General features: G+C 71.7%; 15 protein-coding genes. 10 read left to right on the forward strand and 5 right to left on the reverse strand.

Going from position 1 to position 17,714, the window contains the following annotated elements:
• Positions 1-42: 42 nt before the first annotated feature.
• From msuE to ACWGPE_RS01395, 4 genes are all read right to left on the reverse strand, one after another.
• A complete protein-coding gene (gene msuE, locus ACWGPE_RS01380) occupies positions 43-636 on the reverse strand; it encodes an FMN reductase (RefSeq protein ID WP_275506211.1) in 594 nt (197 codons plus the stop codon).
• A 270-nt stretch (positions 637-906) separates the two neighbouring features.
• Positions 907-2,814, reverse strand: coding sequence for a DEAD/DEAH box helicase (locus ACWGPE_RS01385; protein WP_452047940.1), 1,908 nt, complete (start codon positions 2,812-2,814; stop codon positions 907-909).
• 125 nt (positions 2,815-2,939) lie between these two features.
• Entirely contained in the window at positions 2,940-3,623 is a 684-nt protein-coding gene (locus ACWGPE_RS01390; protein WP_275506209.1) for a hypothetical protein, read from the reverse strand.
• A gap of 264 nt (positions 3,624-3,887) precedes the next feature.
• Positions 3,888-4,289, reverse strand: coding sequence for a hypothetical protein (locus tag ACWGPE_RS01395; protein WP_231428714.1), 402 nt, complete (start codon positions 4,287-4,289; stop codon positions 3,888-3,890).
• Positions 4,290-4,391: 102 nt separating this feature from the next.
• On the opposite strand from ACWGPE_RS01395, the gene ACWGPE_RS01400 reads away from it, so the two are divergent.
• The 4 genes from ACWGPE_RS01400 to ACWGPE_RS01415 all read left to right on the forward strand — a co-directional run bounded on the left by ACWGPE_RS01400 (position 4,392) and on the right by ACWGPE_RS01415 (position 9,886).
• Complete coding sequence (locus ACWGPE_RS01400; RefSeq protein WP_452047941.1) at positions 4,392-5,753, forward strand: MFS transporter; 1,362 nt, start codon at positions 4,392-4,394, stop codon at positions 5,751-5,753.
• Positions 5,750-7,648 (forward strand): glycoside hydrolase family 2 protein, encoded by a 1,899-nt coding sequence (locus tag ACWGPE_RS01405; protein WP_452047942.1) that lies wholly within the window; start codon positions 5,750-5,752, stop codon positions 7,646-7,648. Before ACWGPE_RS01400 ends, ACWGPE_RS01405 begins: the two co-directional genes overlap by 4 nt.
• 121 nt (positions 7,649-7,769) lie before the next feature.
• Positions 7,770-8,804, forward strand: coding sequence for a DUF2804 domain-containing protein (locus tag ACWGPE_RS01410; protein ID WP_376930858.1), 1,035 nt, complete (start codon positions 7,770-7,772; stop codon positions 8,802-8,804).
• A complete protein-coding gene (locus ACWGPE_RS01415; protein ID WP_452047943.1) occupies positions 8,801-9,886 on the forward strand; it encodes a LacI family DNA-binding transcriptional regulator in 1,086 nt (361 codons plus the stop codon). Before ACWGPE_RS01410 ends, ACWGPE_RS01415 begins: the two co-directional genes overlap by 4 nt.
• A gap of 88 nt (positions 9,887-9,974) precedes the next feature.
• Here the strand turns inward: ACWGPE_RS01415 and ACWGPE_RS01420 are convergent, their stop codons facing one another.
• On the reverse strand, positions 9,975-10,982 hold the full coding sequence (locus ACWGPE_RS01420; protein ID WP_231428719.1) for a LacI family DNA-binding transcriptional regulator: 1,008 nt from the start codon (positions 10,980-10,982) through the stop codon (positions 9,975-9,977).
• Positions 10,983-11,235: 253 nt separating this feature from the next.
• Here ACWGPE_RS01420 and ACWGPE_RS01425 point away from each other — a divergent pair, with 253 nt between their 5' ends.
• The 6 genes from ACWGPE_RS01425 to rhaI all read left to right on the forward strand — a co-directional run bounded on the left by ACWGPE_RS01425 (position 11,236) and on the right by rhaI (position 17,653).
• A complete protein-coding gene (locus ACWGPE_RS01425; protein WP_452048013.1) occupies positions 11,236-12,765 on the forward strand; it encodes a sugar ABC transporter ATP-binding protein in 1,530 nt (509 codons plus the stop codon).
• On the forward strand, positions 12,762-13,784 hold the full coding sequence (locus ACWGPE_RS01430; RefSeq protein ID WP_231428720.1) for an ABC transporter permease: 1,023 nt from the start codon (positions 12,762-12,764) through the stop codon (positions 13,782-13,784). Before ACWGPE_RS01425 ends, ACWGPE_RS01430 begins: the two co-directional genes overlap by 4 nt.
• Positions 13,781-14,839, forward strand: a complete 1,059-nt coding sequence (locus tag ACWGPE_RS01435; RefSeq protein WP_231428721.1) for an ABC transporter permease — start codon at positions 13,781-13,783, stop codon at positions 14,837-14,839. The genes ACWGPE_RS01430 and ACWGPE_RS01435 overlap by 4 nt, the downstream gene beginning before the upstream one ends.
• A gap of 64 nt (positions 14,840-14,903) precedes the next feature.
• Entirely contained in the window at positions 14,904-15,944 is a 1,041-nt protein-coding gene (rhaS, locus tag ACWGPE_RS01440; protein WP_231428722.1) for a rhamnose ABC transporter substrate-binding protein, read from the forward strand.
• A gap of 103 nt (positions 15,945-16,047) precedes the next feature.
• Entirely contained in the window at positions 16,048-16,446 is a 399-nt protein-coding gene (locus ACWGPE_RS01445) for an L-rhamnose mutarotase (RefSeq protein WP_231428723.1), read from the forward strand.
• A gap of 40 nt (positions 16,447-16,486) precedes the next feature.
• Positions 16,487-17,653 (forward strand): L-rhamnose isomerase, encoded by a 1,167-nt coding sequence (gene rhaI / locus ACWGPE_RS01450; protein ID WP_231428724.1) that lies wholly within the window; start codon positions 16,487-16,489, stop codon positions 17,651-17,653.
• The last annotated feature ends 61 nt before the right edge of the window (positions 17,654-17,714 follow it).

Below are 17,714 nucleotides of genomic sequence, written 5' to 3' on the forward strand. Positions count from 1 at the left end.
ACGCCTCGAACATGTGTACGTACACAGGTTCGACGCGAGGCCTCACCACGTCGCGACGTACTCCGACACCCGGTCGGGGAGCGTGCCGCGCACGACCGGCACGCCGCGCTGCACGGCCTGCGAGATGCGGTCGCGCAGCTGCGCCGACTCGAGGCGGTAGTCGACGAAGTCGACGTCGCTCGCGTACACGCCGATCGGCAGCGTGAGCGCCTGGAAGAAGGCGAACAACGGCCGGAACTGGTGTTCGATGATGAGCGCATGACGGTCGCTGCCGCCGGTCGCGGCGAGCAGCACGGGCTTGTCGATGAGCGCGTACTGCCCGACGAAGTCGAACACGTGCTTGAACAGCCCCGTGAAGCTCGCCCGGTAGACGGGGCTCGCGACGATGAGCAGGGTCGCCGACTCGATGCGCCGGATCGCCGCCTCGGCGACGGGGCTCAGCTCGTCGCGCCGCAGCGCGCCGCTGAACTCGCGCCCGATCGCGCCGAGCTCGATGAGCTCGGTCTCGACCTCGACCCCGGGTTGCGCGGCGAGGGCGACCGCGAACTCCTCGAGGATCTCGCGCACCAGCACGGTGGTCTTCGAGGGGGCGTGCAGGCTGCCCGAGACGGCGACGAGTGAGACACGGTGCGACATGCTCCCGACGCTAGGCAGCCGCCCCGGATGCCGCGACCGACCGGGTCATACGACGGAACCCGCCGTCATCCGGCGGAACGGCCGGTCACACGAGGTCATCCGCGCCTCGACGATCGACGAGACGCTCGAGTTCCTCAGTTCTTCTCGGAGGTCACCGGCTGCGGCGGGGCGCTTCGTTCGCGCGCGTCAACAGGATGAGCGGTAGGGCACCCGCCGCCAGGGCGGTGCCGGAGGGCTCATCCTGTCGAACGCGAGCGGATGCCTCGTCGCTCAGTCGCGCGACGAACCGTGCCGCGGCTTCCGGGCCGGGCGGTCGTCGCCCTCGGGCGCACGCCCGCCCTCGCGGTCGCGGTCGTAGCCGCCGCGCGATCCCCGGTCGCGGTCGTAGCCGCGTCCACCGCGGTCGCCGTCGTACCCGCCGCCCGACCCGCCCCGCGACGATCCGCCGCGGTCGGGGCGCAGGTCGATGAGCTCGCCCGAGATCCGCGTGCCGGCGAGCCGGTCGAACACGTCCCGGGGCAGGTCGGCGGGCAGCTCGACGAGCGAGAAGTCGCCGCGGATCTGGATGCGACCGAAGTCCTCGCGACGGAGGCCTCCCTCGTTCGCGAGCGCGCCGACGATCTGGCGCGGCTCGACGTGCTGGCGGCGTCCGACCGAGATGCGGTAGTTCTGCAACGACGCGCCGCCGCCGCGACGACGGTCGGAGCCGTCGCGCTCGTACCGGTCGCCTCCGCGGTCACCGCGGTCGAAGCGGTCGCCGCGCGAGTCGCGCGACCCGCGATCCCGATCGCGGTCGAACCGCGCGGGCCGCTCGGGCTCGGGCTCGAGCAGCAGGGGCGACTCGCCCTGCGCGACCACGGCGAGCGCGGCGGCCACGTCGGTCTCGGGCACGTCGTTGTGGCGCACGTAGTGCGCGATGATGTCGCGGAATCCGGCGATGCGGTCGGTCTCGCCGAGCGCCGCCGTGATGCGGTCGTCGAAGCGCGCGAGGCGGGTGACGTTGATGTCCTCCACGGTCGGCAGCTGCATCTGGGTCAGCGGCTGCTTCGTCGTCTTCTCGATGCGGTTGAGCAGGCCACGCTCACGCGGCGTGACGAAGCTGATCGCGTCGCCCGAGCGCCCCGCGCGACCGGTGCGGCCGATGCGGTGCACGTACGGCTCGGGGTCGGTCGGGATGTCGTAGTTGACCACGTGCGAGATGCGCTCGACGTCGAGGCCTCGCGCCGCGACATCCGTCGCCACCAGGATGTCGAGCTTTCCGCTCTTCAACTGGTCGACGGTGCGCTCGCGCTGGGCCTGCGCGACATCGCCGTTGATGGCGGCGGCCGAGTAGCCGCGGGCACGCAGCTTCTCGGCGACCTCCTCGGTGGCGTTCTTCGTGCGGACGAAGATGATCATGCCCTCGAAGTTCTCGACCTCGAGGATGCGGGTGAGCGCGTCGATCTTCTGCGCGTGCGCGACGAGCAGGTAGCGCTGGGCGATGTTCGCCGACGTCTGCGTCTTCGTCTTGACGGTGATCTCTTCGGGGTCGTGCAGGTACTGCTTCGACATGCGGCGGATCGCAGCCGGCATGGTCGCCGAGAACAGCGCGACCTGCTTGTCGTCGGGGGTGTCGGCGAGGATCGTCTCGACGTCTTCGGCGAAGCCCATCTTGAGCATCTCGTCGGCCTCGTCGAGCACGAGGTACTTGAGCTCCGAGAGGTCGAGGGTGCCCTTGTCGAGATGGTCCATGATGCGTCCGGGCGTGCCGACGACGATGTGCACGCCGCGGCGCAGCGCCGAGAGCTGCACGCCGTAGCCCTGGCCGCCGTAGACGGGCAGGATGTGCACGCCGCGCAGGTGCGCCGCGTACTTCTCGAACGCCTCGCAGACCTGCAGGGCGAGCTCGCGCGTCGGCGCGAGCACGAGCGCCTGCGGCGTCTTCTGGTCGACGTCGAGCCGGTCGAGGACGGGCAGCGCGAAGGCCGCCGTCTTGCCGGTGCCGGTCTGCGCGAGGCCCACGACATCGCGCCCGGCGAGCAGCGTCGGAATCGTCGCCGCCTGGATCGCCGAGGGCGTCTCGTACCCGACGTCGTCGAGTGCGCGGAGCACGGCGTCGCCGAGCCCGAGGTCCGCGAAGGTGGTCGTGGCGGGCTCCTCCGGAGCCGCGGCCTCGACGGGGGCGTCGCCTGTAGTCACCCTTCAGGGTACCGCCCGCCCCCTGCGCGATACCTGAGTCGGGCTCGGGATGCCTCACGGCCGGCGCCGCGCGGATCGAGACCCGCCGGGTGGTCGAGCAGCGCGACGCGTAGCGAGACCCCGCCTCAGCCCTTCGGCTTCTTCGGGCCCTGGCCTCGGCCCGGGTGGTCGTCTTCGGGCTCGGGGGTCGGTTCGGGCGTGGGCTCGGCCGTCTCGGGCGCAGGCTCGGGCTCGACGGTCGGCTCGGTGCCGGGATCGTCGGCGGCACCATCGTCGGGCTCGGTCGTCGGCGTCTCGTCGGCGGGCGGGGTCGCGGTCGGCAGGATCGGCGGGTACGCGCGCGTCGGCGTCGTCGTGCCCGGCGTCGGACGCGGCGACTCGACGGCGGGGCCGGCCTCGTCGACCTGCCCGGCGGTCGACCCGATGACGGCGACGGCGCCGCCGAGCATGGCCACGGCGACGAGTCCTGCGCCGGCGATGACGACCGCCGGACGGTGCCCGCGCGCCCAGAGCACGGCCGGGGCGAGCGCACGACCGACGGGTGCGAGGCGGGAACGAGCCCACGTGACCGCTCGGCCGAGCTGCGGGACTCGGCCGGGCAGGGCGCCGGACCAGGCGGCGATCGAGGCGGCTCGTGCGACGAACCAGGCGGCGATCACCGTCAACGGCGCGAGCAGCACGGCACCGCGCGCGGGCTTCGGCGCGGCTCGTCGGCCACGCGGACGCCGCAGCGGCTCGTCGTCGTGGGGGTACTCGTCGGTCACGATGCCTCGGGAGGTGCTCGGGTCGGTCGCCGTCGGGTCGATCACCGGGCTCCGCGATGCGGGATCGGGAGCGCGACCCGCGAACGGGGGACGTTCCCATCGAGGATAGGCGGTGACCGCCGCCGCCGCATCCCGAGCGGGCGTGGATGACCGAACCGAATGTCGGAAGAACCGGCCGACACGCCGAGCCGATGCCGGCGACACGCCGCACGGGCGCCCGAAGTTCCTCCAGAAGCGCGCGGTGCGCAGGCGCACAGGGTCGAGCGAGGCTCGGCGAGGCTCGGCGAGGCCGCTGGCTTGCGACCCGACTCAGGCGCCGACGATGAGTCCGTAGATGAGCGATCCGAACTGCTGGATGAGCGCCATCGCGCCGATCGTCGCGCCGATCGCGCCGTACACGCGCGTGGCGCCGCCCCGCACGAAGGCGACGACGCCCACCGAGATCGCGGCGAGCGCGAGCACGACCATGACGGCCGCCGACACGAGCGAGACCGTCGAGTACGCGGCGAAGTCGGCCGAGCGGATGATCGAAGCGGTCACGAAGATCATGACGAAGTCGAGCACGACGATGAAGACGCCGAACACGAGCGCCACGACGCCGACGGGTTCGCTCCGTCGCGAGTCGGCCGGCGGCTTGCGCTGAGCGGGCGCGTGGCCGGCGGAACCGTAGCCGGGCGCGGGCGTACCGGGAGCTGGTTCGGGGCTGGTCATGCCGCCACCCTATCGGCCGGCGCGCGACTGCGGCAGCGGCGCGGCGCACCTGCTACTGTGCATCGTGGTTTCAACGTTGAAACCCTGACCCGACCGAGGACGATGACGACTCGAACCGACACCCCCACGGCACGCACCGCACGTGCCTCCCATCCGCTCGGCGCCCGCACCTGGGCCGCCGTCATCCTCGTGGGTCTCGTCGGCCAGCTCGCGTGGGTGATCGAGAACATGTACCTCAACGTGTTCGTCTACGACACGATCTCGACCGACCCCGCCGTGCTCGCCGTGATGGTGGCGGCGAGCGCCGTCGCCGCCACGGTCGCGACCCTCGTGGTCGGCGCATGGTCCGACCGGCTCGGTCGCCGCCGGGAACTCATCGCGGCCGGGTACGTCGCCTGGGGCGCCGTCACCGCCGCCTTCGGCCTCGTCGGCGCACCGGATGCCGCGGCCGAGGCCGCACCGGCGGTGATCGCCGCCGTCGTGGCCATCGTCGCGCTCGACTGCATCATGAGCTTCATCGGCTCGGGTGCGAACGACGCGGCCTTCGCCGCGTGGGTGACCGACTCGACGGTGCCGGCGAACCGCGGCCGGGTCGACGGCTGGCTCGCGACGATGCCGCTCGTCGCGATGCTGATCGTGTTCGGCCTGCTCGATCCGATGACGCAGGCCGGGCAATGGCCCGCCTTCTTCGCGATCGTCGGGGGCGCGACGGCGGCGACCGGCGCGGCGGCGTGGTTCCTCGTGCGCGACCGGGGCGTCGCGCCGCGGCCGTCCGGGGTCTGGCGATCGGTCGTCGACGGGCTTCGCCCCTCGACCGTGCGCCGCGAGCCGGCGCTGTTCATCACCCTGGCGATCTGGTGCGTCATCGGCGTGAGCTCGCAGGTGTTCATCCCCTTCGTGCTCATCTACCTGCGCTACTCGCTGCAGCTCGACGACTCGGCGATCGTGCTGGGCGTCGTGCTCATCCTCGCGTCGGCGCTGAGCGTGGTCGGCGGTCGCATCATGGACCGGGTCGGCAAGGAGCGCTACCTGCTGCCCGCGGTCGCCGTGTTCGCGGTCGGGCTCGTCGCGATGTCGTTCGCCCGCGACTTCACCTGGGTCGTCGTCGCGGCGACGCTCATGATGGCCGGCATGATGAGCTCGATCGCGGCGGTCTCGGCCATGACGCGCGACTGCACCCCCGCCGACCGCGCGGGTGGCGTGCAGGGTGCTCGCATGATCATGGCCGTGATGCTGCCGATGGTGATCGGCCCGGCGATCGGGGCTGCGATCATCTCGGGAACGGCCCACACGTACCTCGAGCTCGGCCGGGAGCAACCCGTGCCCGGACCCGAGATCTTCCCGGTCGCGGCGGCCGTGCTGCTCGTCGTGCCCGTGCTCGCGGTGCTGCGGCGGCGGATGCTGCGGCGGTCGGGTTCCGGGACGACAGCTCCGCTCCCTCCCGCTCCGGAGGACGCCGGATGAGTCGCCGCACGCCCTGGGCCGACGCGATCGATCCCGCCGCGGTCCTCCCCGAGTACCCCCGCCCGCAGCTCGCGCGCGACAGCCACCTCAGCCTCAACGGCTGGTGGGAGCACGCCTTCACGGTCGACGATCGCCGACCGCGGGCGTGGGCCGGAGCCATCCTCGTGCCCTTCTCCCCCGAGGCCGAGCTCTCGGGCGTCGGCCGGCAACTGCAGCCCGGGGAGCACCTCTGGTACCGCCGCACGGTGCGCCTGCCCGAGGGGTTCCTCGTCGACCGCGTCGTCCTGCACTTCGGAGCGGTCGACCAGCGCTGCCGCGTCTTCGTCGACGACGTGCTCGTCGGTGCGCACGCGGGCGGTTACCTTCCGTTCTCGCTCGACGTCACCGACGCACTCGCCGCCGGCGAGGAGCACGAGCTCGTGGTCGACGTGGTCGACCCGAGCGACACGTCGTACCACTCGCGCGGCAAGCAGTCGCTGAAGCGCGGCGGCATCTGGTACACGGCGCAGTCGGGCATCTGGCAGAGCGTCTGGATCGAGTCGGTGCCGGCGCTGCACGTCGCGGGCCTCGACCTGCGCCCGAGGCTCGACGACGAGACGGTCGAGGTCGTCGTCGAGGCATCCACCCCGCACGAACCGCCGACGGGCGGCGCGACCGAAACGGCGACCGGCCCGGCCGGGCCGCCCGTCGCGACGGTCGTGCTGCTCGCCGACGGCCTCGAGGTCGCGCGCGCCGAGGGCGCGGCCGGCGCGACCCTCACCCTGGCGGTGCCGCAGGCGCGGCGCTGGAGCCCCGACGACCCCTACCTCTACGACGTCGAGGTACGACTCGGCGACGACCTGGTGCGGAGCTACGTCGGCATGCGCTCGGTCGGCGTCGCCCCCGATGCGTTCGGGCGGCCACGGCTCGTGCTGAACGGCGAGCCGGTGTTCCACGCGGCCGTCCTCGACCAGGGCTACTGGCCCGAGGGGCTCTACACGCCGCCCTCCGACGAGGCGATGGTGCACGACCTGACGTCGATGAAGGCGCTCGGCTTCAACGCCGTGCGCAAGCACATCAAGATCGAGCCGCTGCGGTGGTACCACCACTGCGACCGCCTCGGCCTGCTCGTCTGGCAGGACATGGTGAACGGCGGCCGGCGCTACAACCCGGCGGTGATCACGGCGCCGGTCAAGCTCCCGGTGCGGCTCGACGACCGCAGGCATCGGCGGTTCGGCCGACAGGATGCCTTGGGGCGGGCCGAGTTCACCGTCGAGCTCGAGTCGACCGTGCGACTGCTGAAGAACGCGCCGAGCGTCGTCGTGTGGGTGCCGTTCAACGAGGGCTGGGGGCAGTTCGATGCGCTCGACGCCGTGGAGCGGGTGCGTGAGATCGACCCGTCGCGGGTCGTCGATCACGCGAGCGGCTGGCACGACCAGGGGGGCGGCGACCTCCTGAGCCTGCACGTGTACTTCCGGCGGCTGAAGCCCGGACGCGACTGGGGGCGCGACGGCCGCGCGGTCGTCGTGTCGGAGTACGGCGGCTACAGCCTGCGCCTGCCCGGTCACGAGTTCTCGCCGAGGGAGTTCGGCTACCGCCGCTACCGCTCGGTCGACGCCCTGACCGACGGCTTCGTCGAGCTGCACCGGCGCGAGGTGCTGCCGGCGATCGCGGCCGGGCTCTCGGGCATCGTGTACACGCAGCTCTCCGACGTCGAAGACGAGCTCAACGGGCTGCTCACCGCCGACCGCACCGTGGTGAAGGTCGACGCCGACCGGGTGCGCGACGTGCTCGGCGAGCTGTTCGCGGAGTTCGCCGCGGCGACGACGCCGGAGGTCGCCGAACCCGCCCGCCGGGCCTCGGCACCCCGAGAACCTCAGGTGCGTCCCGCCCCGCATGAGGCAGAACCCGCATGACGACACGGCACGGCGTCGCCCCGGTGAGGCTCGCCCCACGTGGGGCGAGCCTCAGGTGAGGATTCGAGGCACGCGCCCCGCCACGCCCCCCACACCGCACCGAACCCGAGATCGGAACCCCATGCCCCGCACCATCGTCGAGCGCGAACTCACGACACCCGTCGCCCTCTGCGGGCCCGACGGCCGGCTGAACCGCGATGCCGTCGGCTGGACCCGCACCCCGCTGCACGACACGTCGGGCATCGACGGCCGCCGTGTCTGGGGCCGCAACAAGCGGTGGGAGTACTGGGCCGTCACGACGCCGACCCACATCATCGCCCTCACCGTCTCGTCGATCGACTACGCCGCGGTGCACGCCGTCCTCGTGCACGACCGACGCGACGGGTCGACCGTCGACCGCGCGGCGATCGCACCGCTCGGCTCGAGCGCGACGCTGCCCGCCTCGCTCGGCGGCGGGCCGGCGCGAGCGCGCACGAAGGCGATCGAGATCGACATCGAGGAGCGCGCCGACGGCTCGGGAACGCTGCTGCGCGGCTCGGCCCAGGGCGTGCGCTTCGAGATCGACGCGCACCGGCCGGCTGGGCACGAGTGCCTCGGCGTGGTCGTGCCGTGGTCCGACCGCCGGTTCCAGTACACGGTGAAGGATGTCGCGCGACCCGCGACCGGCTGGCTCGAGCTCGGCGGCGAGGGCGATCGGCCCGTCGAACGCATCGCCCTGCCCGAGGGCGAGAGCTGGGCGGTGCTCGACCACGGCCGCGGCCGCTGGCCGTACCGCATGGTCTGGAACTGGGGCGCCGCGTCCGGCGAGGTCGACGGCCGCACGATCGGCCTGCAGCTCGGCGGCAAGTGGACCGACGGCACCGGCTCGGCCGAGAACGCCGTCGTCGTCGACGGCCGTCTGCACAAGATCAGCGAGGAGCTCGACTGGGACTACGACATCCACGACTGGCTCGCGCCGTGGCACATCCGCGGCGAGCACGCCGACCTGTGGTTCGAGCCGTTCTGGGACCGGGTGAGCGCGACCGAACTCGTCGTGTTCGGCTCGCACGGGCACCAGTGCTTCGGTCACTACTCGGGCTGGGTCGATGCGGGCGGCGAGCGCATCGCCGTCGACGGGCTGCTCGGCTGGGCCGAGGACGTACGGAACCGCTGGTGAGCGAACGCGATCCGAAGGCCGTCGGCGGCCGCCGCTCAGCGGGGCCGACCCTGAAGGATGTCGCGGCCATCGCCGGCGTCTCGTACCGCACGGTCTCCAACGTCATCAACGGCGGCGCCCCCGTGAGCGACTCGACGAAGCGACGGGTCGAGGCCGCGATCGCCGAGGTCGGCTACCGCCCGCAGCTCGCGGCGCGCCAGCTGCGGATGGGCCGCAGCAACCTGCTCACCCTCTCGGTGCCGTTCCTCTCGCTGCCGTACTTCGCGCAGCTGTCGCACGCCGTCGTGGGCGCGGCCGAGCGGGTCGGCTACGACGTCGTCGTCGACGAGACGCACGGCGATCCCGAGCGCGAGCTGCGGGCGGCGCGCGGCTTCGGCACGATGCTCACCGACGGCATCGTGCTGAGTCCGATGTCGCTGAGCGACGCGCAGCTCGAGGCCGCGCGCGGCAGCACTCCGCTCGTCGTCCTCGGCGAGCGCATCCGCGGCGCCCGCGTCGACCGGGTCGTCGTCGACAGCGTGGTCTCGTCGCGCGATGCCACCTCACACCTGATCGTGTCGGGTCGCCGTGCGCTCGGCTTCCTCGGCACGGTTCCGGATGCCTCGTCAGGAGCCGCCGCGGCCGACCTGCGGCTTGAGGGGTTCCGAGAGGCGCTTCGCACGGCCGAGCTCGAAGCCGACCCGCGGCACGTGCTCGAGGTCTCGCCGTGGGACCCGGCCTCGCCCGACGGCGACTACTCGCGGGAGGAGGGCTATGCGCGCGTGCGGGCGCTGCTCGCGGAGCCCGAGGGGCTCGCCGGCCTCGACGGGCTCGTCTGCGCGAACGACCTGCTCGCGATCGGTGCGCTGCGCGCGTTCCGCGAGGCGGAGGTCGACGTGCCGGGGCAGGTCGCCGTCGTCGGCTGGGACGACTCCCCAGAGTCGGCGTACGCCGCCCCGGCCCTGACGAGCATCGCGCCCGACCTCGCCGAGATCGCCCGCCTCGCAGTCGCCTCGGTGCTGCGCCTCGTCGACGACCCGCACGCGCCGCCCCGCGTCGAGCAGGCGCCGTACCGGCTCGTCGTGCGCGAGTCGGCGCCGTAGCCGCAGCCGGTGAAGAGCACCGACGCGCAGCTCGTCGTCGTCACGGTGCGCGAACTGCTGCCCCAGCGCGCCGCGGCGCGCCCTGCCCTCATCCGGCGGTCGAGGCCCGCACCACGAGTTCGGGCTGGAACACCACCTGCTCGGGCGTGAAGTCGTCGTCGGCGTCGGCCTCGCGCAGCAGCAGGTCGACGGCGGTGTGCCCGATGAGGGCGGCGGGCTGCCGGATCGACGAGAGCGGCACGACCGCGGCGGCCGCGAAGTCGATGTCGTCGTAGCCGATGAGCGCGATGTCGCCGGGCACCTTCGCGTCGCCGCGCATCACGAGGGCCTGCAGCACGCCCATCGCGAGCAGGTCGTTCGCGGCGAACACGGCGTCGGGCCGCTCGGCCGCGGGGCGCGCGCGCAGCACCTCGCCCGCGGCACGCCCCTGCAGCACGGTGAGGTTCTCGGTGGGCACGACCTCGAGCGAGGCATCCGGCACCTCGGCGACGGCTCGCCGGGCGCCCTCGAGGCGGTCGGCGACCTGGCGGATGCTCTCGGGTCCGCCGACGAACGCGATGCGCCGCCGGCCGAGCCCGAGCAGGTGCTCGGCGGCGAGCCGGCCACCGGCGATGTCGTCGACCGCGACCGACGAGAAGCTGCGGTCGTGGGCCTGCCGGTCGACGAGCACGACCGGGGTGCCGCGGTCGCGGAGGCGCTGCAGCCTCGGCAGGTCGTCGGCGAGCGGCGAGATGAGCACGCCGTGCACGCGCTGCTCCTCGAAGAGGTCGACGTAGACGCGTTCGCGTTCGATGTCCTCGTCGCTCGTGCCGAGCAGCACCGTCAGTCCGGCGTCGGCGGCGCGGGTCTCGGCGCCGCGGGCGACCTCCGTGAAGAACGGGTTGCGCACGTCGAGCACGACGAAGCCGATCGACCGGCTGCGTCCGGCTCGCAGCTGGCGGGCGGCGTCGTTGCGCACGAAGCCGAGCTCCTCGATCGCGGCGAGCACCCGCTCGACGGTCGCGGGGGCCACCTTGTCGGGGCGGTTGAGCACGTTCGAGACGGTGCCGACCGAGACCGACGCGGCGGCCGCGACGTCGCGAACACTGACTGCCATGGCCGTTCCTCCTCGTTTCGCACCGGCCCCGTCGGGTCGCTCGGCGTTGAACCGATTCGATCATGACATCGAATCCGGACCGTGAGCGGCGCGCGATATTGATTCGTTTCAATATCGTGACTTGACCACTCGTGCGACCTGACCTTACAGTAACCATGCATCGATTTTGAATCGATTCATAGCAGATTCACTGCAGAGCGATCCCCCCCGCTCCCACCTCGACGAGGAGGCCCCCGTGTCGGACACCCCGCGCATGACGGCGGACACCCCGCCCGCCCCCGCGGCGACCCCGCCCATGCTCGAACTCGAGAACGTCGCGAAGTCGTTCGGCGCCGTCGTCGCGCTGCGCTCCGGAAGCCTGCGGCTCGAGCGCGGCTCGATCCACGCGCTCATCGGCGAGAACGGCGCCGGCAAGTCGACGCTCGTGAAGATCGTCGCCGGGCTCTACCGCCGCGACGCCGGCGACTTCCGCCTCAACGGCGAGTCGGTCGACTTCGGCTCGACCGCCCAGTCGAAGGCCGCGGGCATCGCGGTCATCTACCAGGAGCCGACGCTCTTCCCCGACCTCACGGTCACCGAGAACGTCTTCATGGGCCGCCAGCCCGTCGGCCGGTTCGGCCGCATCGACCGCAAGGCCATGCGCGCCGAGGTCGAGCAGCTGTTCTCCCGGCTCGGCGTCGGCATCGACCCCGACCGGCCGGCCGAGGGCCTCTCGATCGCCGACCAGCAGGTCATCGAGATCGCGAAGGCGGTCTCGCTCGACGCGCGCGTGCTCATCATGGACGAGCCGACCGCCGCGCTCTCGGGCGTCGAGGTCGACCGACTCTTCCAGATCGCCCGCAGCCTGCGCGACGAGGGCCGCGCGCTCCTCTTCATCTCGCACCGCTTCGACGAGGTGTTCGCGCTCTGCGACACCGTCACGGTCATGCGCGACGGCGCCTACATCGCGACGACGCCCATCGGCGAGACCACGGTCGACGGGCTGGTCCGCCAGATGGTCGGCCGCGACGTGACCGACCTCTTCCCCAAGCTCCCGGCCGAGATCCGCGAGCCGCTGCTCGAGGTCGAGGGGCTGTCGAGCCCGTTGTTCCACGACATCTCGTTCACGGTCCGCGCGGGCGAGATCGTCGGCCTCGCCGGCCTCGTCGGCGCCGGCCGCAGCGAGGTGGCGCGCGCGGTCTTCGGCGTCGACGCCTACGACGAGGGCACGGTGCGGCTGGGCGGGCGGGCGATTCCGAAGAACCGGCCGGATGCCGCGATGCGGGCCGGTCTCGCACTCGTTCCCGAAGACCGTCGCAAGCAGGGGCTCGTGCTCGAGTCATCCGTCGCCCGCAACGTCACGCTCGCCATCCGCGAGACGATCGCGAAGGCCGGCCTCATCACCTCCGGCATGGAGAACCGTGCCGCGAAGGAGTGGGCGAGCCGGCTCGAGGTCAAGACGAACGCGCTGTCGACCGTGGCCGGCACGCTCTCGGGCGGCAACCAGCAGAAGGTCGTGCTCGGCAAGTGGCTCGCGACCGAGCCGAGGGTGCTCATCATCGACGAACCGACCCGCGGCATCGACATCGGCACGAAGTCCGAGGTGCACCGGCTGCTCTCCGAGCTCGCGGGCCGCGGCATGGGCATCCTCATGATCTCGTCCGAGCTGCCCGAGGTGCTCGGCATGGCCGACCGCGTGCTCGTCATGCGCGAGGGCCGCATCACCGCCGAGATCGACCGCGACGACGCGACGAGCGAGAACGTCATGTTCGCCGCGACCCACGCCCAGGGAGCCCACCAGTGACCGCCACCATCGAGAAGACCGCCGTCACGAAGCGGTTGCACGCCATCGGCGCCGTGCGCGAGTTCGGCATCCTGCTCGCCCTCGCGCTCGTCGTCCTCGCGGCGACGGTCGCGAACCCCAACTTCCTGTTCAGCGCCGACGGCTGGCGCGACCTGCTGCTGACCCCGTCGATCCTCGTGCTCGTCGCGATCGGCCAGGCGATCGTCATCATCACCCGCAACGTCGACCTCTCGGTCGGCTCGATCCTCGGCCTCTCCGCCTACCTCACGGGCCGGCTCTTCATCGACCTCCAGGGCATCCCGATCGTCGCGGTCTTCGTGATCGCGGTCGTGTTCGGGGGCCTCCTCGGCCTCGTCAACGGCGCGCTCGTCGCGTTCGCGAAGGTGCCCGCCATGGTCATCACGCTGGGCACGCTCTACGCCTACCGCGGCATCAACGTGCTGTGGACGGGCAGCGACCGCATCAACGCGTCGGACCTGCCGAAGGACTTCCTCGCGCTCGGCACCGGGCAGATCCTCTGGATCCCGATCCTCACGATCATCGCCGTCGTCGTGCTCGCCGTCACCGGCTGGATCATGAAGAACACCCGCGGCGGCCGCGAGTTCTACGCGATCGGCTCCGACCCCGCCGCGGCCGAGCTCTACGGCCTGCGCGTGACCCGCCGCCTGCTCATCGCGTTCGTCGTCTCGGGCGCCCTCGCCGGTCTCGCCGGCGTGCTCTACGCCGCCCGCTACGGCACGATCAACTCGCAGGCGGGTTCGGGCTGGGAGCTCGACGCGGTCGGCGCGGCCGTCATCGGCGGCGTCGCCATCACGGGCGGCGTCGGCTCGGTGTGGGGCGCCGCGATCGGCGCCTGGCTGCTGCTCACCATCAACCGGGCCCTGCCGATCCTCGGCATCCCCGACTTCTGGCAGCGCGCCGTCGTCGGCGCGCTCATCATCGGCGCCATCGTGCTCGACCGCGTGCTCGCCGTTCGACAGAGACGCAAGCTCCTCGAGGCGAGGGAGGACGACCGATGACCGCCACGACCACCGCGGCCGCCGCGATCGCGCGCAGCTACCGCGACTATGACCGTCCCCTCTGGCAGCGCGTGCTGCTCACCCGCGAGATGGCGATCATCGCGCTCGTCGTCCTCGTCTCGGTCGTCGCCGCGGCCACCGTGCGCGGATTCGGGCAGCCGATCACCGTCACCTACCTGCTGCTCGACGTGATGCCGATCCTGCTCATCGCACTGCCGATGACGCTCGTCATGATCACGGGCGAGATCGACCTCTCGGTCGCGAGCATCGTCGGCCTCTCGAGCGTGCTCACCGGTGTGCTCACCGCGGGCGGACTGCCGTTCGAGGTCGCCGCCGTCGTCGCGCTCGTGGCCGGCGCGGTGTGCGGCGCGGTCAACGGCTTCCTCGTGACCGTCGTCGGCCTGCCGTCGCTCGCGGTCACGATCGGCACGCTCGCCCTCTTCCGCGGACTCGCCGTGGGCCTGCTCGGCACGACCGCGATCACCGACTTCCCCGACTTCTGGACCGACCTCGCGAAGGCGCGCGTCGGCGGCAGCAACGTTCCGGTCGTGCTGTTCGTGTTCCTCGTGCTGCTCGTCGTGTTCATCGTGCTGCTGCACTTCACGCCGTTCGGCCGCGGCATCTACGCGATCGGCCTGTCGAAGGCGGCGGCCCGGTTCTCGGGCGTGCACGTCGAGCGCACGAAGTTCGTGCTGTTCGTGCTCGCCGGCACGATCTCGGCGCTCGCGGGCGTCTTCTACACGCTGCGCTTCGGCAGCGCCCGCGGCGACAACGCGACGGGCCTCGAACTGCAGGTCATCGCCGCCGTCGTGCTCGGCGGGGTCTCGGTCTTCGGCGGTCGCGGCGCCATCCACGGCGTCATCGCCGGCGTGCTGCTCATCGGCGTGCTCTCGAGTGCGCTGCGGCTCGCCAACGTCACGAGCGACGTCATCAACATCATCACCGGAGCGCTGCTCGTGCTCTCGGTGGTGGCCACCAGCTTCCTGGCCTGGCTGCGCAAGCGCCGGAAGGCACCAGGGGGAACACCGCGCATCGAGGCCTCCACAGCAGGGTGACCGGGCCGCGCGAACCGTCGAGGCGATCACTCGTCGACCTCATCCGATGAAGGGAAGAACAACGATGTTTCAGAAGAAGACCCGCGCCGGTGCGCTGACCGCGGTCGTCGCGGCCGCCGCACTGGTGCTCACCGGCTGCGCCGTCGACAGCGGCACCGACGGCGGCGGCTCGACCGACGGCGGCGATTCCGCGAACCTCGCGATCACGTTCCTGCCGAAGAACCTCGGCAACCCGTACTTCGACACCTCGTCGGCGGGCGCCAAGGAGGCCATCACCGAGTTCGACGGCACGTTCGCCGAGGTCGGCCCCGCCGAGGCGACGCCCGACGCGCAGGTGAGCTACATCAACACGCTCACCCAGCAGGGCGTCGGCGCGATCGCCGTGTCGGCGAACGACCCCGAGGCCATCTGCGACGCGCTGAACGAGGCCCGCGACGCCGGCATCAAGGTCGTCACCTTCGACTCCGACACGAACGCCGAGTGCCGCGACCTGTTCATCAACCAGGCCACCGCCGAGGGCATCGCCAAGGTGCAGGTCGACGAGATCACCGAGCAGATCGGCGACGAGGGCGAGATCGCGATCCTGTCGGCGTCGGCGAACGCGACGAACCAGAACGCGTGGATCGAGCTCATGAAGGAGGAGCTCGCCGCGAACCACCCGAACGTGAAGCTCGTCGACACCGTCTACGGCGACGACGACGACCAGACCTCGTTCGACAAGACCGCGGCACTGCTGCAGACGCACCCGAACCTCAAGGGCATCATCTCGCCCACGACGGTCGGCATCGCCGCGGCGGCCCGCTACCTCTCCACCTCGGAGTACAAGGGCAAGGTCGCGCTGACCGGCCTCGGCACCCCGAACCAGATGCGCGAGTACGTCGAGGACGGCACCGTCACCTCGTTCGCGCTGTGGAACCCGGCCGACCTCGGCTACCTCGCCGCGTACGCGTCGAAGGCGCTCATCGAGGGCGAGATCACGGGTGAGGAGGGCGACTCGTTCGAGGCCGGCAAGCTCGGCGACTACGAGGTCGGCGCCGACGGCGTCGTGCTGCTCGGCGACCCCTACGTATTCGACGCCGAGAACATCGGCGACTTCGACTTCTGAGCCGTCGGAACACCGTTGAACGAGGGTGCGGGCCGTACCGGCCGGCACGGCCCGCACCCTCCCCGGCACAGACCGGACCAGATCGAAGAGAGGAGCGCTCGACATGGCTTCCGAATCGCGCCCCGAGCGCATCTGCTTCCAGCTGCAGGTCGACCCCGCACGCCTCGACGAGTACCGCGAGCGGCACGCCGCGGTCGACCCCGAGATGCTCCGCGCCATCGAGGCCTCGGGCCGGCGCAACTACTCGCTGTACCTGCGCGACGACGGCCTGCTCATCGGCACCTACGAGACCGATGACGACGAGGCATCCCAGGCGGCCCTCGCGGCCGACCCGCGCACCGCCGCATGGGAGGCGGAGATGGCCCCCTTCTTCGTCGCCCTCGACGGCACCCGCCCCGACCAGGGCGCCCCCCGACTCCCCGAGGTGTTCCACCTCGAAGACCAGCTCGCACGGCTCGACGCCGATACCGGCGCCGACCCCGCGAGCCCGACGACCCGCTGACGCGGCATCCGACCGCCCTTCTCACGAAAGCAGGACCACAGTGAGCATCCTCACCGACGACATCACGGGGCAGCTCGCCGCGCAGGCCATCGAGCTGCCGAGCTGGGCCTTCGGCAACTCCGGCACGCGCTTCAAGGTGTTCACGACGCCCGGCACGCCGCGCGACCCGTTCGAGAAGATCGCGGATGCCGCGCAGGTGCACCGCTACACGGCGCTCGCACCGACCGTGGCGCTGCACATCCCGTGGGACCGCGTCGACGACTACGAGGCGCTGAAGCGGCACGCCGAAGACCACGGCGTCGAACTCGGCACGATCAACTCGAACACCTTCCAGGACGACGACTACAAGTTCGGCGCCCTCACCCATGAAGACCCGGCGGTGCGCCGAAAGGCGATCGACCACCACTTCGAGTGCATCGACATCATGCACGCGACCGGCAGCCGCGACCTCAAGATCTGGCTCGCCGAGGGCTCGAACTACCCGGGCCAGGCCGACCTGCGCGGCCGGCAGGACCGCCTGCACGAGTCGCTGCAGGAGATCTACGCCCGGCTCGGCGACCAGCAGCGCCTCGTGCTCGAGTACAAGTTCTTCGAGCCGGCGTTCTACCACACCGATGTCCCCGACTGGGGCACGAGCTACGCGCAGGTCGCCGCGCTCGGCGAGCAGGCCATGGTCTGCCTCGACACCGGCCACCACGCCCCCGGCACGAACATCGAGTTCATCGTCATGCAGCTGCTGCGCCTCGGCAAGCTCGGGTCGTTCGACTTCAACTCGCGCTTCTACGCCGACGACGACCTCATCGTGGGCGCCGCCGACCCGTTCCAGCTGTTCCGCATCATCTTCGAGGTGATCCGCGGCGGCGGCTTCAACCACCCCGACGTCGCGTTCATGCTCGACCAGTGCCACAACGTCGAAGACAAGGTGCCGGGCCAGATCCGCTCGGTGCTCAACGTGCAGGAGATGACGGCGCGCGCCCTGCTCGTCGACGCCGAGGCGCTGCGCGCTGCGCAGGTCTCGGGCGACGTGCTCGAGGCCAACCGCGTCTTCATGGACGCCTTCTACACCGACGTGCGTCCCGCCCTCGCCGAGTGGCGCGAGTCGCGGGGCCTGCCCGCCGACCCCATGCGGGCGTTCGCCGAGTCGGGCTACCTGCAGCAGATCGCGGCCGACCGCGTCGGCGGCGTGCAGGCCGGCTGGGGCGCGTAGGCCCGCCACGAGGCATCCGGGATGCCTCGGCAGGCCCACGAACCGACGGCGTCGCGGCCCG

It is taken from the genome of Agromyces sp. NPDC055658 (assembly GCF_053618155.1).